Annotated in this window: 25 protein-coding genes; 9 read left to right on the forward strand and 16 right to left on the reverse strand. The window is 32.2% G+C overall.

Annotated elements, in window-relative coordinates; all coding sequences use genetic code 11:
• The first annotated feature begins 4 nt into the window (after window positions 1–4).
• The 4 genes from CVIC12175_RS01565 to fliY are packed head-to-tail and all read left to right on the forward strand — an operon-like array spanning window position 5 to window position 2,942.
• Entirely contained in the window at window positions 5–349 is a 345-nt protein-coding gene (locus tag CVIC12175_RS01565; RefSeq protein WP_086246908.1) for a hypothetical protein, read from the forward strand.
• Window positions 321–1,025: an RNA polymerase sigma factor FliA gene (locus CVIC12175_RS01570; RefSeq protein ID WP_086255801.1), complete on the forward strand. Its 705-nt coding sequence runs from the start codon at window positions 321–323 to the stop codon at window positions 1,023–1,025. The genes CVIC12175_RS01565 and CVIC12175_RS01570 overlap by 29 nt, the downstream gene beginning before the upstream one ends.
• Window positions 1,025–2,122 (forward strand): flagellar motor switch protein FliM, encoded by a 1,098-nt coding sequence (fliM, locus tag CVIC12175_RS01575; RefSeq protein ID WP_086248677.1) that lies wholly within the window; start codon window positions 1,025–1,027, stop codon window positions 2,120–2,122. Before CVIC12175_RS01570 ends, fliM begins: the two co-directional genes overlap by 1 nt.
• Window positions 2,115–2,942 (forward strand): flagellar motor switch protein FliY, encoded by an 828-nt coding sequence (gene fliY, locus CVIC12175_RS01580; RefSeq protein WP_086255802.1) that lies wholly within the window; start codon window positions 2,115–2,117, stop codon window positions 2,940–2,942. Before fliM ends, fliY begins: the two co-directional genes overlap by 8 nt.
• A 58-nt stretch (window positions 2,943–3,000) precedes the next feature.
• On the opposite strand, the gene CVIC12175_RS01585 is transcribed toward fliY, so the two are convergent.
• The 11 genes from CVIC12175_RS01585 to exbB all read right to left on the reverse strand — a co-directional run bounded on the left by CVIC12175_RS01585 (window position 3,001) and on the right by exbB (window position 11,816).
• Window positions 3,001–3,690 carry a class I SAM-dependent methyltransferase gene (locus CVIC12175_RS01585; protein WP_086256975.1) on the reverse strand — a complete coding sequence of 230 codons (690 nt, stop codon included), beginning with the start codon at window positions 3,688–3,690 and terminating at the stop codon, window positions 3,001–3,003.
• Window positions 3,691–3,719: 29 nt separating this feature from the next.
• On the reverse strand, window positions 3,720–4,454 hold the full coding sequence (locus CVIC12175_RS01590) for an oxidoreductase (RefSeq protein WP_086255804.1): 735 nt from the start codon (window positions 4,452–4,454) through the stop codon (window positions 3,720–3,722).
• Entirely contained in the window at window positions 4,447–5,145 is a 699-nt protein-coding gene (locus CVIC12175_RS01595) for an acylneuraminate cytidylyltransferase family protein (protein WP_086246903.1), read from the reverse strand. The genes CVIC12175_RS01590 and CVIC12175_RS01595 overlap by 8 nt, the downstream gene beginning before the upstream one ends.
• Window positions 5,142–6,035: a Gfo/Idh/MocA family protein gene (locus CVIC12175_RS01600; protein ID WP_086315812.1), complete on the reverse strand. Its 894-nt coding sequence runs from the start codon at window positions 6,033–6,035 to the stop codon at window positions 5,142–5,144. Before CVIC12175_RS01600 ends, CVIC12175_RS01595 begins: the two co-directional genes overlap by 4 nt.
• Entirely contained in the window at window positions 6,032–7,120 is a 1,089-nt protein-coding gene (locus CVIC12175_RS01605; protein ID WP_236861083.1) for a nucleotidyltransferase family protein, read from the reverse strand. The genes CVIC12175_RS01600 and CVIC12175_RS01605 overlap by 4 nt, the downstream gene beginning before the upstream one ends.
• A complete protein-coding gene (gene neuC, locus CVIC12175_RS01610) occupies window positions 7,117–8,265 on the reverse strand; it encodes a UDP-N-acetylglucosamine 2-epimerase (RefSeq protein ID WP_086256973.1) in 1,149 nt (382 codons plus the stop codon). The genes CVIC12175_RS01605 and neuC overlap by 4 nt, the downstream gene beginning before the upstream one ends.
• Window positions 8,262–9,260, reverse strand: coding sequence for an N-acetylneuraminate synthase (neuB, locus tag CVIC12175_RS01615; RefSeq protein ID WP_086256972.1), 999 nt, complete (start codon window positions 9,258–9,260; stop codon window positions 8,262–8,264). The genes neuC and neuB overlap by 4 nt, the downstream gene beginning before the upstream one ends.
• A gap of 3 nt (window positions 9,261–9,263) precedes the next feature.
• Window positions 9,264–10,271 carry a pseudaminic acid synthase gene (gene pseI / locus CVIC12175_RS01620; RefSeq protein ID WP_086256971.1) on the reverse strand — a complete coding sequence of 336 codons (1,008 nt, stop codon included), beginning with the start codon at window positions 10,269–10,271 and terminating at the stop codon, window positions 9,264–9,266.
• Between the two features lie 112 nt (window positions 10,272–10,383).
• Window positions 10,384–11,010 (reverse strand): energy transducer TonB family protein, encoded by a 627-nt coding sequence (locus CVIC12175_RS01625; RefSeq protein ID WP_086256970.1) that lies wholly within the window; start codon window positions 11,008–11,010, stop codon window positions 10,384–10,386.
• On the reverse strand, window positions 11,007–11,393 hold the full coding sequence (gene exbD / locus CVIC12175_RS01630) for a TonB system transport protein ExbD (protein WP_086315813.1): 387 nt from the start codon (window positions 11,391–11,393) through the stop codon (window positions 11,007–11,009). The genes CVIC12175_RS01625 and exbD overlap by 4 nt, the downstream gene beginning before the upstream one ends.
• Window positions 11,394–11,402: 9 nt before the next feature.
• Window positions 11,403–11,816, reverse strand: coding sequence for a TonB-system energizer ExbB (gene exbB, locus CVIC12175_RS01635; RefSeq protein WP_086255810.1), 414 nt, complete (start codon window positions 11,814–11,816; stop codon window positions 11,403–11,405).
• Window positions 11,817–12,056: 240 nt separating this feature from the next.
• Between exbB and CVIC12175_RS01640 the strand changes: the two genes are divergently transcribed.
• Entirely contained in the window at window positions 12,057–13,007 is a 951-nt protein-coding gene (locus tag CVIC12175_RS01640) for an HNH endonuclease (protein ID WP_086255811.1), read from the forward strand.
• Here the strand turns inward: CVIC12175_RS01640 and CVIC12175_RS01645 are convergent.
• The 5 genes from CVIC12175_RS01645 to CVIC12175_RS01665 form a co-directional block, all read right to left on the reverse strand.
• Window positions 12,989–14,104 carry a DNA cytosine methyltransferase gene (locus CVIC12175_RS01645; protein WP_086234191.1) on the reverse strand — a complete coding sequence of 372 codons (1,116 nt, stop codon included), beginning with the start codon at window positions 14,102–14,104 and terminating at the stop codon, window positions 12,989–12,991. The genes CVIC12175_RS01640 and CVIC12175_RS01645 overlap by 19 nt on opposite strands.
• A gap of 167 nt (window positions 14,105–14,271) precedes the next feature.
• Complete coding sequence (locus CVIC12175_RS01650) at window positions 14,272–15,045, reverse strand: sugar phosphate isomerase/epimerase family protein (protein ID WP_086315814.1); 774 nt, start codon at window positions 15,043–15,045, stop codon at window positions 14,272–14,274.
• Entirely contained in the window at window positions 15,035–15,706 is a 672-nt protein-coding gene (pseF, locus tag CVIC12175_RS01655; protein WP_086256968.1) for a pseudaminic acid cytidylyltransferase, read from the reverse strand. The genes CVIC12175_RS01650 and pseF overlap by 11 nt, the downstream gene beginning before the upstream one ends.
• A 2-nt stretch (window positions 15,707–15,708) precedes the next feature.
• Window positions 15,709–16,398, reverse strand: a complete 690-nt coding sequence (locus CVIC12175_RS01660) for a DUF2726 domain-containing protein (protein ID WP_086246892.1) — start codon at window positions 16,396–16,398, stop codon at window positions 15,709–15,711.
• On the reverse strand, window positions 16,398–17,138 hold the full coding sequence (locus tag CVIC12175_RS01665) for a thioredoxin domain-containing protein (protein WP_086256967.1): 741 nt from the start codon (window positions 17,136–17,138) through the stop codon (window positions 16,398–16,400). The genes CVIC12175_RS01660 and CVIC12175_RS01665 overlap by 1 nt, the downstream gene beginning before the upstream one ends.
• 400 nt (window positions 17,139–17,538) lie before the next feature.
• Here CVIC12175_RS01665 and CVIC12175_RS01670 point away from each other — a divergent pair, with 400 nt between their 5' ends.
• The 4 genes from CVIC12175_RS01670 (at window position 17,539) to obgE (ending at window position 20,447) form a co-directional block, all read left to right on the forward strand.
• The gene (locus tag CVIC12175_RS01670) at window positions 17,539–18,567 is read left to right on the forward strand and encodes a cytochrome-c peroxidase (RefSeq protein WP_086256966.1); all 1,029 of its coding nucleotides are present in this window, start codon (window positions 17,539–17,541) and stop codon (window positions 18,565–18,567) included.
• Window positions 18,568–18,759: 192 nt separating this feature from the next.
• Window positions 18,760–19,068 carry a 50S ribosomal protein L21 gene (gene rplU / locus CVIC12175_RS01675; RefSeq protein WP_086246889.1) on the forward strand — a complete coding sequence of 103 codons (309 nt, stop codon included), beginning with the start codon at window positions 18,760–18,762 and terminating at the stop codon, window positions 19,066–19,068.
• Window positions 19,069–19,078: 10 nt separating this feature from the next.
• Window positions 19,079–19,336 carry a 50S ribosomal protein L27 gene (gene rpmA, locus CVIC12175_RS01680; RefSeq protein WP_034961947.1) on the forward strand — a complete coding sequence of 86 codons (258 nt, stop codon included), beginning with the start codon at window positions 19,079–19,081 and terminating at the stop codon, window positions 19,334–19,336.
• A gap of 70 nt (window positions 19,337–19,406) precedes the next feature.
• Window positions 19,407–20,447: a GTPase ObgE gene (obgE, locus tag CVIC12175_RS01685; protein WP_086256965.1), complete on the forward strand. Its 1,041-nt coding sequence runs from the start codon at window positions 19,407–19,409 to the stop codon at window positions 20,445–20,447.
• The last annotated feature ends 3 nt before the right edge of the window (window positions 20,448–20,450 follow it).

The raw sequence follows: 20,450 nt of genomic DNA on the forward strand, positions 1-20,450 counted from the left end.
TATTGTGAGAGCAGATAATTATATAGCATTTTTTACAGTGTGTGGATTTTTTATAGGTTTGATATTTGTAGTTATTAAAATTGAAGAGCCTGTAGAGATTGTTATATATACTTTGCTTATCACATTTTTCTTTTATATTGTTATCCATATTGTTATTATGAACTATATAGATACCAAAAAGATCGGTCTAAGGATATTTAATAAAGAGCATCATGAAGAGATAAATGATTATCTTCTTACTGAGCTTGCTATTAGAGAACGCAAACTTGAGAGTATTATTCACCATTTAGACCAAAAGCTCAAAAAATCGAGTAAAAAGCATGAATCACGCAAAGCAAAAGCAGCTTGAGGCCTATCAAACTCAGATAAAAAAAGAGCAAGATGAGCTAGTAATTGCCTATATGCCAGCTCTAAAAGCTATGGCTTATAGACTTAGGTCTCGCCTACCAAGTTCTGTAGAAGTAAATGATCTAATTAGTATCGGTACTGAAGCGATGGTAAAACTAAGCCATAGCTATGATAAAACTCAAAATGATAATTTTTGGGGATATGTCAAGCAAAGAGTGTATGGCTCAATGCTTGATTATCTTCGCAGTCTAGATACTATAAGTAGAAATAGTCGCAAACTAGTCAAAGATATAGATCATTTAATAGATGAATATTATAATAAACATCAGTGCGAACCAAGCGATGAGTATCTAGCAAAAGAGTTAAATGAAGATGTAGGCAAGATTAAAGAAGCTAGAAATTTAAGTGATATAGCCTCAGTTTTAAGATTAGATGATCAATATGAGATATTAAGCGAATATAGCACCGAAGCACAGATAGAAAAAGATGACTTAATAGAGCATATTAAGCAGATTTTAGCTGAGTTTAGCCAACGAGATCAGATGATAATTCAGCTTTATTATTATGAAGAGTTAAATTTAAAAGAGATAAGTGAAATTTTAAATATAACAGAATCTAGAATTAGTCAAATTCACAAAAGACTTATAATAAAAATTAGAGAAAGGCTAGGCTTTTAATGGCAGATATTTTAAGTCAAGAAGAGATAGATGCGCTTTTACAAGTTGTAGATGATGATGGAGATGGGCAGGTTACTGATATTCCAGAGCGTATAGAAGAGCCAAAACAGGTTGTAATATATGACTTTAAACGCCCAAATAGGGTTAGTAAAGAGCAGTTAAGGGCAGTTAAGGGTATTCATGATAAATTAGCAAGAAACCTCGCATCTCAAATTTCAAGTATTATGCGTAGCATCGTTGAGATTAGACTTCATTCAGTTGATCAGATGACTTATGGTGAGTTTTTGATGAGTTTGCCAAGCCCAACTAGCTTTAATGTATTTTCTATTAAGCCGCTTGATGGCAACTGCGTTTTAGAGATAAATCCTAGTATCGCATTTCCTATGATTGATAGACTTCTTGGTGGTAATGGAGATGGGTTTGAGAGTAATAATAGAGAGCTAACTGATATTGAGATTAATCTTTTAGATGCTATTTTGCGTATTATTATGCAGCGTCTTAAAGAGTCGTGGTCTATGATTACAGATATGTATCCAAATGTTGAAGCTAAAGAGTCTAGCCCAAATGTTGTCCAAATCGTTAGCCAAAATGAGATTGTTATTATGGTTGTTATGGAGATTATTATTGGCAACTCAAGCGGTATGATAAACCTATGTTATCCAGTTATATATCTTGAGCCGATTCTAAGCCGTCTGGCTAATCGTGATATTATGCTAGGCGAAACAAGTGCTAAAAAGAGCCGTAATAAAGAGTTAAAAACACTTATTGGCCGTGCTGAGGTATTATATGAAGCGATTTTAGGAAAGACAGTAATTAGTGTAAATGAGTTTTTAAATTTAGAAGTTGGTGATATATTAAGACTTGATCGTAATGCAGATGATAAGGCTATAGTATGCATAGATAAAAAAGAGGTATTCTTAGCTCAGATTGGAATTCATCGCTTTAGCAAATCTATTAAACTAGAAGAGCTTATCAAAACTGACCGAGATGAGATAAAAGCGATCCTAGAACAATATGAAGAAGAGAGAAAAGCTAAACTAATGGCATATAAAGAACCAGAAGAAGATAATGAAGATGAGGATGAATACGATGACTAGATTTTTTGAAATTTTTAAAAACGAGCTAAGTGCTACAATAGAAGGACTAACTGGTGCTACGCCAGTAATATCAGAGTATGCTGAGTATGACGCTCCAACTCAAAATGGTATTAAAACCCCAGTTGTGATCGCTAGTATTACATTAAGTGGAGATATTAATGGCAAGATGAATCTTGTAGCTAGTCCGCTTTTGCTTACTGCGATTAATGATCTAATGCTAGGCGAAGAAGAACCAAGCGGCAATACAACAATTGGCGATGATGAATTAGATGCAAGCAAGGAGATATTTTCAAATTTGCTAAGTGCGATTACGACAAGTCTTGGTGCAGCTAAGGATATGCCAAAGATTAATTTTGCAATCAATGCTGTAAAATATATTGATGAAAATCAAATTTTAGATCTTAGTTCGTTTGAAAAGTTATTTTTATATCCTGTTAATATCTCAAATTTAAATGAAATATTAGGAATTTGTATTGATTTTCCATTTTATAAATATTTTAACAAAACTACAGATAGTAGCTCTAAGAATTTTGATGATAAACAAGATATAGGTGATGAGATTAAAAATATTGGGCTAATTATGGATGTGCGTCTGCCAATTCGTGTGCGTATTGGCTCAAAAAAGATGCTATTAAAAGATGTTTTATCTATGGATATTGGTTCAGTTATAGAGTTAAATCAGCTAGCTAATGACCCATTAGAGGTTTTAATAGGCGATAAGCCAGTGGCTCTTGGTGAGGTGGTGATTGTAGATGGTAACTTTGGTGTGCAAATCACTGAAATAGGAACTAAAAAAGAGCGTTTAGAACAGCTTAAATAGACTAAATTTGGCACTACAAAAGCAGTGCCAAATTTAAATATACACTTTATAATATCTCTTATTTTCTTCCAATAAATATAAAATGCCTTGAGCTGCCTTCAAAGTTATATAGATTAATTGGTGTATAATCTCCCCAGTAAAGCGGCTCAAATAGACTAAAATCAGATTTAAGCTCTTCAATACTATGCGTAAATCTAATATATGAGTTTTCGCTCATTCTATTTGTTGGTGTGCCTTGGATATGAATTAAGCCATTTGGTAAAGGCTTGGATTTTTCATAAAGATCGTAGCACTCGTTAGCCATCATAGTAGCAAATATTATAGCACCATCATTGCAGAGGTTATATAGCTCTTTTATGGTTGAATTAAAGTTTTGATTATTTAGATAGTATAGACTTTGATTGGCAAATATAAAGTCCATCTTCTCATCAAAAAGGTGAGAAAATGATGAATTTGGTTCAATAATATGAAAGTCTTTTTCACAAATTAGCTCATCATTACGCCAAATTTGCTCTAAGCTTGGCACTATATCTATACCAAAAGGCCTAATCCCCCCCCCCGAACGCTTAGCAAAATATTTAGAGTGAACTCCATTGCCACAGCCAAAATCTAGTAAATTCCCGCTAGTTTTATTAAGAGCGAAATTTAAAATTCTCTCATAAAACCGAATCACATGGCCATCTGGAAACTCCAAACCATAACCTTGCGTATCATACTTTGTAACATATGCTAATAGTGAATTATCCATTTTTATCCTTTTAAATTTGATTTATTGATTTATAAGCAAAATCCATCATCTACGATTATATTTTGTCCATTAATAAACTTGCTATAATCACTAAGTAAAAATATTAAAGCCCCGCAGATATCATCTGGGTCTAACATACCTTTATTTAGACAGACATCTTTGTATTGACTTAGAAATATCTCATTTTGATTATCTAGTATTCCACCTGGACTTATGCAATTGACTCTAATATTATCCCCTTTTAGATATTTAGCTAGGTAGCGACTTAGATGAATAACTCCAGATTTAATAGCGCTATAAGCTACTGGAGAACTCATCTGTGTATTTTTATAGGTTTGAAATTTAGGTGCTACTACGCCTTGAATAGATGAGAGTGTGATTATATTGCCATATCCTTGTGATTTAAAAAATTTAGCAAATCTTTGCATAACCAAAAACGCTCCACCAAGTTGAAGATTGGTATTAACGCAAAAATCCTCATACTCTACATCAAAAAAGTGGTTAGAAAAGCTTTTTGTTCTTGGATAGGCTGAATTTACCACAGCATCTATTTTGCCATATTTTTGACTGATTAATTCTATTAGATTATCAAGTGAGCTTTTATTGGTTATATCAGTATGGATAAACTCACAATCTAGTTTTGTGTTTGGCTGATTTATATCTGCGTTGATTACTGTAGCGTGATTTTGTATAGCTGATTTTACAAAAGCTTTGCCGATTAATCCTGAACCGCCAATTATTATAACTACTTTATCTTTAAGCATTTTTACTCCTTAAAATATGCTCTACTATCATAAAATCAAGCTCATCATCTATATCAATGCTGCGATTTGCAGGCATTACATATAGTCCAGTTTTAGGCAAAAACAAGGTATCGTTATTTAATAAAACTAAAGATTTCCATATATAAATTGAAGCGTTCATATCATATGTAGCCGGAGCATCTTGACGGCGTAAAATTTGATTTGGTAGAGTTTTGCTAAGATTTATCTTGCCATCTATTTTTTCTATTAGATTAAAGTATGGACTTCTACGACTTGGCGTAGCAGTAATAAGAATATCATTATCATCACGCATAAACTGCTCAAAAGCCATATTAATATCGCTAGATAGACGCAAAGGAGATGTGGCATCAAGGTCTATAATATAATCAAATTTATGTTTATAATACTCTTGGCTTTTTAGCAAGGCATCACGGATTACAGCTAGTTTGCCAGCAGTATCACTAGCTAAAGCACTATCTCGTTTAAAAAAGACCTCTGCTCCATATTTTTGCGCTGTAGAGGCTATCTCATCGCTATCAGTACTAATTACAATATGCTTAAATAAACCGCACTCTTTGGCTTGATTTATAGTGTGAGCAATGAGTGGAAGACCAGCAATTGGGCGGATATTTTTATTTTTCACACCTTTGCTACCGCCTCTAGCACAGATGGTACATAGTATATTGCTCATATATTTTCCTTTTGAATTTGATCTATTAGTCGCATTGTATCCATAGCTTGAGAAAATGTACATATATGATTTTGCATATTTAAAGCATCCATATGCATTGCTTTAAATGTATCGTTTCTTTGTAAATTTGGTTTTTGTATTTGAGTGATTTTTCCATCTTGATCTACTATTTTAAGTCTATTTGTGATGAGGTCAAGATGATAGCTATTATTATTTGTTTCAATTAAAATTTGACGATATGGTGTTTTGCTTAGATAATTTAGGCTGATATTTATTAAAGTCTTATTGCATTTGGCTAAAATCATACAAATATCATCGCTAGTGATATTTAAATTTGAGACTTTAGCTTGGCAAGATTTAATCAATTCTAATTTAGAATCGCATAAAAAGCTAAGATAATCAATCTCATGGCTAAGATCGAGTAAAACCCCGCCACCAAGCTCCTTTTTAGCGCTATAAGAGCTAGTATATTTTCGTTTTCTCCATGATGGCAAATATTGACCGCAGCGTGCTTCAATAGTTAAAATTTCGCTTGGATTTAGCATATTTTTTAGCTCTAGAATTAGTGGATGAAAACGCAGATTATACCCAATAAAAATCTTATTATTTGGATTAAAATCTCTAAATTTATCAAATAAAGGCTTTTCGCAAAGTATGATTTTGCCGCTTACATTTGTATCTATATAGCTAAGATGTTCATAGTGTAAATGCGTTGGTGATGCAATGATAAAGTAATCAAATTTATCCAAATTTACACTTTTTAAATCATTAAAACACTCTAGTGATCTTATAATTTGTGAAGTGATAGCACTTACTTCTATTCCCATAGAAGTTAAAACCTCTGCGTGTCTAGTGCCGATTGAGCCCATAGAGATAATTAATGCTTTCACAAGAAAAACTCGCTATAAATTTCATTTGCCATATTATACTCTTCTATTCTTCCTATATCTAGCCATTTTTCATTGATTGGATAGGCTTTTGGGTTTTGTTGGTTTGTAGCTAGAGTGTTAAATAGATCTGGCATATCTAGATACTCATTTTTTGGTATTAAATCTAGAATTTGTGGATTTAGCATATATATTCCAGCACTTACATGAAATTTATGTCTAGGCTTTTCAGTAATTGATTTAATGGTATTATCATCTAAATTTACAACTCCATATGGGACTTGCATCTCATACTCTCTTACGCACATTGTAGCTATAGATTTATTGATTTTGTGATAGTGATGAAGTTTGCTAAAATCGGCATTAGTAAGCAGATCTGCATTCATTACAAAAAACTCATCTTCTATCTTATCTATCAAGCTTAAAGCCCCAGCCGTACCTAAAGGTTTGCTCTCTTGAATATAGCTAATATTTACGCCAAATTTATCCCCATCACCAAAGTAATCACAGATAATTTCAGATTTGTAATTAACACATATTGTAAAATTAATATATCCGTAGGCTGTAAAGCTTTCAATTATTGTTTGAAGGATTGGCTTTGGCCCTACATGTAGCATAGGTTTTGGGATTTTGCTAGTAAGGGGTCTAAGTCTCATACCAAGACCTCCAGCCATTAATATTACTTTGTTTGGTTTTGGAGTATTTGGTTCGTAGATATTTTTGATAGCTATTGCTACACCATTTTGATCTACAATTGGTATATAGCGTATATTTTTTGCCTTAGCTTTAGCGATTATAGAAGCTGGTATTGTAGGTGAGTTAGATATAATTGGAGTACGATAATATAGTGGTTCTATGCTATAACTAAGCTCCATAGAGTTTAGTAAGCCACGTCTGATATCTCCATCGCTTATAGTGCCAAGCAAAACTCCATTATCATCAACGACTAAAGCCATTTGCAAAGCACCATTATCTATGATTTTTAAAGCCTCTTTTATGGTGCTAGTTGGGCTTATTTTGATGGAGTTTATATCCATATTATATCCTTCATAGCGTTCAACCCCCCCCCAACTCAATCTACTGCTCATACTATATCCTTAAATCTTTTGATGGTGATACCTTTTAAATTTATATTTTTTAATATTTTAATTATAGCCTTACTTGGCTTTGCATTACCATATGGATTTTGCTTTTTTTGGACTATTTTTTGAAATTTTGGAGTATAGGCTAGTTTTATTGCTTTTAGAATTTGAGATTTTATAGGTTTTACATCAATTACACTTAAAGCCTTTAGCCTACCATCTTGTCTTGAACCGACATTTATAGTAGCAACACCCATACTTGGAGCTTCTAAAAGTCCGCTTGAGCTATTGCCTAAAATGATATCTACATGTTTTAAAGCACTTAGATATCTTAGACTACCTAAAGAGGCAAATGCAATGGAGTTTGGATTAGTCTTTACATACTCATCTATCATTTTATTTATCGCTATTCCACCAGCATCGCTATTGGCTTTAGTAAAGATGATGTTGGTATCTTTTAGCTCATTTATAGCTTTTAAAATCTCTTTAAATTCATTTTGATTATCTTTTTGTGTGGTAACTGGATGATAGGTAACTAAGATATTTTTTTTATTTAGTTTAAAATTGATCGAGCTTTGGAATTTGCTTTTATTTAGCAGCTTTAATCTTTTGATATTTTCTATTCCCATTCCGCCAACATTAAATATAAACTTAGGATCTTCGCCTAGTTGAGCTACTCTTTTGGCATACTCTTTGGTTGCAGTAAAGTGAATGTGAGACATCTTAGTAATGCTATGTCTAAAGGCCTCATCAATAGCTCCAGCACTTAACTCTCCGCCATGTATATGAGCAATAGGAATGCCTAGCACAAGTGCAGCACAAGCAGCACAAAATATCTCATATCTATCACCTAAAACAACTACAATATCTGGTTTTAAATCATTTAGAGCTTTGCTAATTTGAGCCATAGCTTCTGCCATAGATTTACACACGCCAAGAGCATCATTGGAAAAATTTAATATATCTATCTTTTTGTCAATATTAAATTCATTTTGAATTTGTAAATATGTATTGCCATATTCACTTCTTAAATGGCTACCAGTTACTATTAATTGAAGTTGCAAGCTCTTACTCATATTAAGCTCTTTAATAAGCCAATATAGTAGCCCATACTCAGCTCTAGAACCTGTAATTACGCAAATTTTTCTCATATTATCTCATCTTCTTTATAATCTTTTTGTGCTATTGTTCCTATTATCTCATCCCATCGCATTGGGTTAATTCCTGGTGGAGTTGTCCTTTTAGTAGTGATATTTTGTTCGGTAAAAATTTCCCCCTTTGCAATATCGCATTTTGCTACGATGGATTTTCTAGCTATGTTTATATTTTTGATCTCGCTTGGGCTTGGACGTTTAATACCATCGCCAAGGGCTAGTTCTATGGCTCTAATTCCTTCTACCATGGCCTTTAGCTCATCTGGTTCTAAGCTAGCCTTGTGATCTGGGCCAGGCTGATTCTTATCTAGGGTAAAGTGTTTTTCTATCATAGTTGCACCAAGGGCAACTGCTGCAATAGGCACAGCAATACCAAGAGTATGATCGCTATAACCAAATTTAACTCTAAATTCTTTAGCGATACTATTCATAGCTAGTAGATTAACATCACAAAATGGGGTAGGATACTCAGTATTGGCGTGCAAGATGGTTATATCTTCGAGTTTTATATAATCTTTAAAAACCCTCATAGCAGCTGCTATCTCATCCATTGTCGCCATACCTGTAGATAGGATTATTGGTTTTTGAAATTTAGCTATGGTGCGTAATAAAGGGAGATTTGTTATCTCTCCACTTGGAATTTTAAAAGCTTTAAGATTAAGGCTAAAGAGTTCATTAGCCGAATCTATATCAAATGCAGTAGATAAAAAATCAATACCAAGACTCTTAGCATGTGATATTAATTGTATATGATCGTTATAGCTTAATTCAAGCTGTTTTAGCATCTGGTATTGATTTTGATTTGCGTTTGTAGTTTGCTTTTGATAGGCGGCTTTTTGGGCTGTTTTACTAGCTAAGTTTTTAGCCTTAAAGGTTTGAAATTTAACCGCATCGGCCCCAGCCTTATAAGCCTCATCAATTAAAGCCTTAGCAGTATCTAAATTGCCATTATGATTGACTCCAGCCTCTGCTATTATATATACCTTTTTCATAGCTTACTCAAAATCATCAAGCTCTAATGGCTTAGCAAATTTAAGATCTTTAGTAGCCTTTTTGCCTATAACATCATCATAGTAGCGTGGATGAAGACCTTGAGCTGGACGAATAGAGCGGATATTTTCAGGGGTTAGAATTTGGCCTTTTTTAATATCTTGTGTTACAAAAAGCGATCTAGCGTATTTGCGATTTTGCTCATTAAAGCTATAATCAACCTTGCCAAGAGCTTTATAAGCATTTTTAACTGCTTTTGTCATCATGCTAAATTCATCTTGATTTAAAGAAAATCCACTATCTTCTCCGCCTAAAGCTCTATCAAGAGTAAAGTGTTTTTCTATCACGCTTGCACCTAAAGCAACAGCGCAGATTGGAACTTCTAAGCTCATTGAGTGATCGCTTAGCCCAACCTTTACACCAAGTGGAGCAAATCTAGATATCATATCAGATATTGTTGCAATATTCATATCTTCTATTTGGGCTGGATAGTTGGAGGTGCATTTAAGGATCGTTATATCGTGATTGCCAACACTTTTACAAGCTTCTATAGCTTCATAAATTTCATCAATTGTAGATACTCCAGTAGAGATTATCATCGGTTTTTTATGTTTTGCAGCATATCGAATTAGTGGATAATCCATAGCTTCAAAAGAGGCAATTTTATACCTACTAACATTAATACTTTCTAAAAAATCTACTGCACTAAAATCAAACGGTGTGCTAAAAAACTCAATCCCAATCTCATCAGCATAAGTTTTAAGATCAGCCTGCCACTGCCATGGCGTATAGGCTTTTTGATATAGTTCATATAGACTTTGACCAGCCCACAAGCCATCATCTCTAGTCATAAATATCTCATCGCGACAATCAATAGTAATAGTATCAGCGGTATATGTTTGAATCTTAATAGCATCTGCGCCAGAGTCTTTGGCAGCTTTGATAATTTTAAATGCTAAATCCTTATCCCCGCAGTGATTAGCCGACATCTCAGCTATAACAAATGGACTCATAGTAACTCCAAATTTAGTTTTGTAAATTGTATCTAAAAAATATCAAAATATAGCTATAAAATCGGAATATAATATAAATTCTAAACTACCTTAATGTGTATTATAAGGTAGTTTAATTAATTTTATAAACTAGAGGAATTTGAATTTGCATTGTTTTATCATGTTTTGGAAAGCTTTTAGCAGCAGCTGTGATAGTAGCTATAGCAGCATCATTTAAAGCTTTATGTTTGGAAGCTTTTAGTATTTTTAACCCTTTTAACTCCATATCTTTTGTCCAAATAAACTCTACTAAAACCTCTCCTTGTTGTTTTAATCTTTTAGCAGCGCGTGGATAGATATGGTTTTTATTTATAGCTGATTTTATTGCAGCTAACACAGGGTGATTTGTAGCGCTAGATATATTAAAACTCTCTATCTGTTGTGTTTGCTGTGCTGGAGCTGGCTGAGAGTTTATAGGTGTAGTTTTTGCTGGTTTTGCCTTTGTTGGAACTGGCTTTGCTGGGATTGGTTTTGGTGTTGGTTTAGGCTTTATAATTTCTTTTGGCTTTTGGATTGGTTCTATTTTTTCAATTGGCTTTGGTGCTGGAATTTGGATTATTTGATTTAGGCTAATGCTTTGAGTACTAATAGATGGAACAATAGGCTTTAAAATATTTAATCCAAACCAAATAAAAGGGATAAATAACATACTTGTTAGGCAAAATGACTGTATTTTGCTTGATTCTAAAACTCGTGTCATCGTGTTTTCTCCGTTATGATCGAGAAGTTTTCATGATTATTTGTTTTTAATATATCTATGATTTTAACAAAGCTATCAAATTTAGCACCTTTATCGCTTTTTAACTCTACTACAGTCTCTTTTGGCGTGGTTACAATTTTAGCATTTAGCTCATCAATTGCTATAATAGTATCATTTAAATAGAAGTTATCATCTTGATCGATTATTATGGTGAGCTTCTCTTTAGACTCAAGTGGTTGAGCTGAGCTAGCACTTGGCAAATCAACCTTAATCTGCCCGCTAGCAATAAATGTAGAGATACTCAATACCATTGCAAGCACCACTAGCATAATATCTATAAATGGGATTATATTTAACCCTTCGTTTTTAGGCAGTTTTATCAAGATTATATCCTATTTTTCATATCTGCTTGATATTAGATTTACAGCACGAAATAGATAGTTGTAAGCTATTAGGCTTGGTATTGCTACAAGTAGCCCAAGAGCCGTTGCTTTTAGTGCTAAAGATAGACCAAGAACTACGCTTTTTACATCTATAGTAGCTGAAATACTCATATCATAAAAGCTAATCATAATACCAATAACAGTTCCTAAAAGCCCTACATATGGAGCGTTTGAGTAGATTATATATAGTGTTGTAAGATTATAGCTTAGAGCATTATCAAGCTCGGTTTGGCTAGTGTAGCTGTTTATATCCACTTTGCGTAAGAACAACACTCTTTCTATCACACACCAACAAGCCACAAATGCCATAACTCCTAAGGTGGCAAATATAATATAATCTATATATTCTTTTAAAAATTCCATATAATTCTCCAAATCTTTTTGATAATTATACTCAATTCTACTTTAAACTAAGATTATAAAAATAGCATAAATTTAGAGATAAATTTGATATAAATTATTAAATATCTTTTGATTTCATAATCTTAAGAATTATTATCATAGTTAAAAGAGAACTATTATTAAATAAAATCATATTTATTATTCTTATTTATTTTGCTATAATTGCAATTTTATTGTCTATTTATAAAAAAGAGGAAAAATATGATTATTAATGGTGTTAAATATAAAATTCTTGATGTTATGGAAAATATAACTATAGCTGATAGCTTTATTAAAGGTGGCAATAAGATAGGTTTAGGACATGGGGAGTCAAAATTATATGTTGGTCAAGTAACTGACAATAAGACAATTCCATTTTTTAATCTAACCGATGAGAATAATATTATTAATTGCTTTATTTTAAAATCTGATTTATTGCAATATTTAAATGATACAATGGTTGAATATAAAAAACCTAGTCAAAAATATCAAAATATAGATTTGCTTCCAAATTTATGGAACATTAGATTAAATAATATCCAATCTAAAGATGAGCTTTTGTATTTTAATTTAAAATATTTAAACAAATTAAAACCACCTCGAATATATCTAAATTCAATCGATGGAAATGAAAATTACTCTATTATTAGAGAAATTGCGTTGCCAAATTTGAGTTATCTATCTTGTTTAAAGTTAAAAAATTTAAGTAATAATAAAATTATTTTTTATTTTAAAATTTTTGCAAATTTAGACTTTTTATATAATAACATATCATTAGAGCAAGATGAGAATATTGAGACTAAAAAAGCAAGAAGCGGACAAAATGTATATAGAACGGCTCTATTAAAAGAGTGTCCATTTTGCCCTATAACTATGGTTAATTACGATAGGTTATTGATTGCTAGTCATATAAAGCCCTTTGTGAAATGTACAGATGATGAAAAATACGATCCAAAGAATGGATTAATGCTAACTCCTACAATTGATAAGCTATTTGATAAAGGCTTTATCACTTTTAATGAGGATAAGAAAATTTTGCTTAGCCCTTGGCTCTCAACTCATACTTTTAATTGTTTGAATTTAAAATCAGGGACTAAGTATAATGCTTTGCCTTTTGATGAACAACGATTATTGTATATGAAATATCATAATGATTATATTTTTAAGGCGTGAAAAATCTCTTTTAAAATTTCAGATAATACATTGACAACTATGGAATTTCCAGCTTGTTTATACATTTGAGTATCACTAACTACAATTTTAAAAGTGTCATCAAATCCCATTAATCTTAAGCACTCTCTAGGAGTTAGTTTTCTAATTCTTCCAGTATGGGTTACATAGTTATCAATGCCTGCACGGTGCATTTTATGCATAGTATTTAGTAAGGGGCGTGCAATTTCGAGATCTGTTTTAGTACTAGTTTTAAAATTTTTTGTTCCTTGGGCTAAAACATAATTTTTTACTTTATCACTAAGATAATATTTTTCTTCTACTGTTCTGACATCAAAAAGAAATTCATCTGGTTCTAGTGAAGTTTCAAATATAAAATCACCGTGCCAATTGTATTGTTGGTTAGCCTTTTGACAAAGTGCTATTTCGCCATTGATTTGAGTATATCGTTTTAATCTATTTTTTGAGCTTGTGACAAATTTAACCCCTTTTTCTTTTAGGTAATATTTACTATCGGTATAATCTTGTAAAAAATCTTGCATGGTGCTATTTAATTTGATTTTTTTAGGAAAATTAAATGCAATATTATCTTTAAAACCTATTACAAATATTCTTTCTCTATTTTGCGGGATACCGTAGTCTTTAGAATTTAAAACTTCTGTGTAAATTTTATATCCTAAATCTCTAAATGTATTTTGTACTATCTCCCAAGTTTGCCCATTATCATGCGTTGTAAGACCCTTTACATTTTCATATATAAATACGCGTGGATTGCATTCGCTTATTACTCTAGCATAATCATAAAAAAGAGTTCCTCTAGTATCTTCAAAACCTTTTCTTTTGCCTACCATTGAAAAGCTTTGACAAGGACTTCCTCCAACTAAAATATCAATTTTATTTTTAAATTTTATTGCGTTAAATTTGGTTATATCATTATGCCAACGAGATTCATCAATATCGTAATTGGCAAAATAGCTTCTTTTTACAAAATTATCAATATCTCCAGCAAAAGCTATATCATGTGGAATTTTAAGCTTTTTAAGAGCTTGTTCAAAAGCTCCTATTCCGCTAAATGTCGTAGCTACAGTTATTTTGCTCATTTTTAATTTTCTTTCACCATAAATTTATATATTATTATGCCATAATCGCATTTATGTATCAAATTTGCAAACTTTATAAGTGGCTAGGATTTTGATTTCTATATCTAAATTTTAAAAGCCATTTGGTTATTATAGGAATTTAAAAGTTTCAAAATATAAAAAATCTATCAAGCTAGCTCCCTTAAATTCTTGCAATCTACTGCAAAATCATCTAGATTTTCCTTGCTATCTTTGATGGTCTCAATGGCTAAAAACTCCCCGCCACGCAGCAATTTCAGCACTCTAGCTAGATCGATACTTCCATCGCCAAAATGCATATGTGCATCAAGCTTTGCATTTTCATCATTATCGCTTATATGATAAATTTTGGGATTTAGTTCATTTAATTTAGCGATATACTCATAAGGATTTAATCCTTGATAGTTTGCACTACAAAGAGCATGTCCAGCATCAAGACAAAACTCACAACCAACCTCGTCTAAAATTCTAGCAATACCATTAAAATCAGCTCCTATGCAAAATGCCTCACCACTATTCATAGGCACAATATATGGTTTATTTTCCATAGCAAATTTAAGATTTTGAACCATTTTCATCTGTCTTATGCTCTCATTTAAACTTCCACCAATTCCTGGATGAAATACAGTATAAAGCGCCTCAAGTTCATTGCTATATCGTTTAACTTCATCACAAAGCATAAGATTATGCTTAAGTTTATTTGGATTAGAAAAGTCCAACCCACTACTAAAATGTGGGGCATGAATAGCAAATTTAATTTTATGTTCTTTAGCTAAGGTTTTCCATTTTGGTAGCATTTCAAGGCTATTTGGTACAGCATAAAGCTCTATATAATCATACACTTCACGCTCAAAAAGATCTATAGCAGGTACTATATAATTTTCATTTAAACTCCAAAGTTTTAGACCGATTTTATAATTCATTTTTAACCTTAAATTTCATCATTGCCATATTCCAATCCTCCATTGTATCGATATCTTGAGCCAAGGATTCATCTATTATATATGGCACAACATTATCACTATTTAAGCAAGAGGCTTTATGAAAATAAAACATTCCAGCATCGTGATACATAGGTTCTAAATCTTGACTTCGTTTTGGTGCGTTTTTAGGCTCATTGTAGCGTAAAAATCCATCTACAATTCTAAATGCTCTTTGAATAGGAAAGCTAAATTTAACAACAGGAGTTAATCCATCGGCTTTGCTAGATATAAACCTATCATACGCATCACGCAAAATTTGCCCATTTAAAAATGGCACACAAGGATATACGCAGCAGATGTTTTCAGGCTGTATCCCGCGCTCTTTATAGCACTTAAGAACCTCTTGTAATACATCATTTGTAGTAGCGTAGTCATCGGAATTTTGAGCTGATCTCATAAATGGAACACTAGCACCTAAATTATTAGCTATAGTAGCAATCTCATTATCATCAGTTGAGACCATAATCTCATCAAATATTTTAGAGTCTATACACGCATCTATAGCATAAGCAATCATTGGCTTACCCATAAAGTCTTTGATATTTTTACGAGGGATTCGTTTTGATCCGCCGCGTGCTGTAATTATGGCTAAATTTTTCATATTTACTCTTTATCTAGAAGTTCTTTTTCAAGATTATCTACAAAATTATTAAGCTTTTGAATATCTATTTTATAATACTCGTTTGGGTCTTGCTTGTCTTGATAAATTGAGCTATCTATTAGAAAAAATTTAATTCCAGCCTTATTGCAAGCCATTATTTTTAGTTCATCATTTAGGCTATGTTTATGCCCAGAGCCATGAAATTCTAAAATAGCAAATGGCAAAAATGCACTATTATATGATTTTGTTTGCTCTTTTGTATATATTTTTTCTTTTTTAATAAATAAAAAATCTGCTCTTAATCTATCAAAATAAAACCAAGGATTATCTGAGTCTTCATCATTATCATCATCGTTGAAAAAATTAATAAAAGCTCCAAGGCTAACTTGCGGGCAGATGATGAAATTATCAGTTATATTCTTTCTATTTATCAAATTTACATAGATAAAATTCTCTTGAGCATTTACTAAACGGCTATTGACTTTTAAATTTGAATTTGAAACGCCTAGCATCTTATAAGCGTGGCTATTTTTTTGCTCTTTTTCTAGTTCTTCAAGCCTATTTTTGATATTGGCTTGAAGTTGGCATAGATCTTCTTGCTGTTTTTGACACTCTTGTAAATCATATCTTAGCTTCTTTATAGTATCGCTAAGTTTGTTATTTTGAATTTCATACTCTTTTAAATTTTGCATTATAGACCTAAATCTTTTGCATTAAATATCGCTGGGACTCCACGCACGGCACCAGTATCAAAGATTTTATCTACTTGAGCTTTATACTCATCTACTTTTTTATCACTGATGTTTTGTGGTATTTTTGCATCAGAAGAGAAGTAGCTTCTTAAGATCTTAATTTTGCTTGTATCGTCATTTAGATTTTTGGTTTCATTTAATATAGCAATAGATTTTTTGATCGCTGCAATACCATGAGATGAGACTGGAGATAGGATTATTTTTAAATTTGAGTTTTTAAGTTTATTTTCTATCAACTCTAAATCTTGACGGCAGTAAGGACAATCTGGATCTGTAAATAGATATTTTGTCTCCTTATTTTTATCATTTCCTATGGAGATTATGCTATTTTTTGGCATTGTTTTGATTAGCTTGCCAAGGGATTTAGCAGCGTTTTCTAGGGCAATTTTAGCTTGTTCATTTTCGAAATTTGCTAGGTAGCTAATTTTATTTTTGACATCTATTATATCAGGAAAAATATAATTTCCATCGCTATATAGCACGGTATAAGCACTGTTTTTACCATCGCTCATTTTGATTTTAATCTCTTCGTAATTTGTATTTGGTAAATTGTTGCGTGATTCAATCGAGTATTTTATGGTAGCGCTGCTACCTTCAAAAATCTCTAAAATTTCAGAATCACTAAGCGAGCCAAATAGCATTCCAGAGCTTAATAAAGAGGCTATAACTATTTTTTTCATCAATAATCCTTTATGTAAAATATTAAAATTATATGGATAAATCTTAAATAAATATCAACAAATTTAATAAAATTGAAAATAATTTATAGTTTAATTATGATTATTGCCGATATTAAATTACTTAAAGTAACATTTTTTAAAATTTCATCTAAAAATTTTATTATAAAATTTTATTATTAAATTAATCAAAAATATTGTAATTGTATAGATGAAACTAGCTTTTAATAACCATTTCATCGTTAAAAAAAGATTAAAATTCTCTTAAATAAAATAAGTAAAATTTATATTTAATAAAAAAAATTATAAGTAATTGAATTTACTAGATTATAAAATTTATTTCTATTTAATTTTAATTATTATATCATTTGACACAAATTAAATTTTTGCAAGGAGTTTTGTTATGAAAAGTACATTACTTTTAAGTTCTGTATTAGTTGCTACATCTGTATTTGCTGCTAGTGATGCTGATCTTTTAAAAGCTGCTAAAGATGCTGGTCTTAAAGCACTTCCATCTACACAAGCACAAGTTGAAGAAGTATTAAAAGATTTAGGTGTAAAACCAAATAAATTTACAGAAGCAAAAGCTGAATTAGGTAAAAAACTTTACTTTGAACCACGCTTATCAAAAAGTGGCGTAATTAGCTGTAATACATGTCATAACCTAGGTTTAGGTGGTACTGATGGTGTTGCTGCTGCTGTAGGTCACAAATGGACAGTAAACCCACATCACCTAAATAGCCCAACAGTTTATAACTCAGTATTAAATACTACTCAGTTTTGGGATGGTCGTGCTATGACTTTAGTAGATCAAGCCAAAGGTCCAATTGAAGCTGAACCAGAAATGGCAACTCCAGCTAAATTAGCTGTAGAAAGAATCGGCTCACTTCCTGAGTATCAAGCAGAATTCAAAAAAATCTATAAAGATGGTGTAACATTTGATAACATTGCTGATGCTATTGCTAGCTTTGAAAGAACTCTTCTTACTCCATCTAAATTTGATAAATTTATGAATGGTGATTTAAAAGCTTTAAACAAAGCTGAAAAAGAAGGTTTAAAAACTTTCATCGATAAAGGCTGTGCTACATGCCACACTGGTATAAATCTTGGTGGTTCTATGCAAGCATTTGAAGTAGCTGGTAAATATAAATTTGCTAACCTTGGCGACTTTAAAGGCGATGTAAACGGCATGGTAAAAACTCCAACTCTAAGAAATATCACTGAGACAGCTCCATACTTCCACAATGGTGCTATTTGGAAACTTGATGAAGCTATAAAAGAGATGGGAAGCGTTCAATTAGGTATAGAAATTAGCAATGCTGAAGCAAAAAGTATTATTAATTTCTTAAAAGCTTTAACTGGCGAAAAACCAAAAATTGTTTATCCACAATTCCCAGTAAGTACAGAAGCTACTCCAAAACCAGAGCTATAATTTATAGCACGCCCGTCCAGCTTCGGGCGGGTTTTTTACTCTTAAATAAACTCAAATTCTCTTAAAATTTAGTTAGAATTTATAAAAAATTTAGTATAATCACGCCTTAATAGCCAAAAAAGCCCCATAAATTTTTTAGTTTTTAGTCTAAAAATGCTTTTTGGTCTTACCAAATTTATAAAGGATAGTTTGATGTATGCAATTATCAAACATGGCGGAAAACAGTATAAAGTTAGCGAAGGCGACTTCCTAAATTTAGACCATTTTAACGCTGAAGTAAAATCAAGTGTCGAAATTACTGAAGTTTTAGCAGTAAATGATGGCAGCTTAAAGGTAGGTGCGCCGTTTGTAAGTGGTGCAAAAGTTGTTTTAGAAGTAGTATGCGAAGGTAAAGATAAAAAAGTTATTATCTATAAAAAACGCAGAAGAAAAGACTCAAAATTAAAACGCGGTTTCCGTAGAGAATATACTCGCGTAAAAGTTACAAGTATCAAAGCCTAAGGAGTAAAGTATGGCACACAAGAAAGGTCAAGGATCTACCCAGAATAACCGTGATAGTATTGGTCGCCGTTTAGGTGTTAAAAAATTTGGCGGTGAGTTCGTAAGAGCTGGAAATATTATTATTCGCCAAAGAGGTACTGCTACTCACCCAGGAAATAATGTAGGTATTGGTAAAGATCATACTATATTTGCATTGGTTGATGGCTTTGTAAAATTCGAAAGAAAAGATAAAGATAGAAAAAAAGTTTCTGTCTATCCAGCTGCATAATTTAAGCCCCGTAACGGGGCTTTCTCTTTAATTTATTCCTTAAATAGCCTTTAGATAAAGGATATCCAAAATGTTTATAGATAGTGTAAGTTTTACTGTAAGTAGTGGCAAAGGTGGGCCAGGATGTGCTAGTTTTCGCCGTGAAAAGCATGTTCCACTAGGCGGGCCAGATGGTGGTGATGGCGGAAATGGCGGTGATGTATATTTTATAGTTGATAATAATACGCATACTTTAGCAAACTACAAAGGTAAAAGAGTTTTAAAAGCTGCAAATGGCGTACCAGGACTTCCAAGAAATATGACTGGTAAAAAGGGAGAAAATCTTGAGTTAATTGTACCGCCAGGAACTGCTGTGTATGATAATGATAGTGGAGAGTTGCTACTAGACCTTACAACTGAGGGTCAAAAAGAGTTATTTTTACTTGGAGGCAAAGGCGGTCTTGGTAATATTCATTTTAAAACTAGCGTAAATCAAGCACCTTCAAAAGCTCAACCAGGACTTCCAGGAGAGACTAAGAATATTAGACTTGAATTAAAGCTAATTGCCGATGTCGGTCTTGTTGGCTTTCCAAATGTTGGTAAATCTACCTTAATCTCAGCTGTATCAAATGCTAAACCACAAATTGCAAATTATGAATTTACCACGCTTACACCAAAGCTAGGATTGGTTGAAGTAGATCAATTCAATGGATTTGTGATGGCTGATATTCCAGGTATTATAGAAGGGGCTAGTGATGGCAAAGGGCTTGGAATTAAGTTTTTAAAACATATCGAAAGAACTAAAGTTTTGTTATATATGATAGATTTAGCAAACTACAGAAGCCTTGAAGAGCAGTTTGAAACTCTAAGATCTGAGGTTGAAAAATTCTCACCTTTACTTGCTAAACGAAGTTTTGCCATTGCTCTTACTAGAGCAGATGTGGCTGAAAATATTGATGAAAAAGTCCAAAATTTTATATCTAAATTTGGCTTTGAAACCAAACAAAGCGGATATAAAATTGATACTTCACTTCCATATTTTGTAATGCCAATTTCAAGCGTTAGCGGAGAAAATATAAAAGAGCTTAAATTTGGTCTTTTAGAGATTTTAAAAGATGATACTACAGCCTAAAAT

It is taken from the genome of Campylobacter vicugnae (assembly GCF_002139875.1).
Lineage (GTDB): Bacteria > Campylobacterota > Campylobacteria > Campylobacterales > Campylobacteraceae > Campylobacter > Campylobacter vicugnae.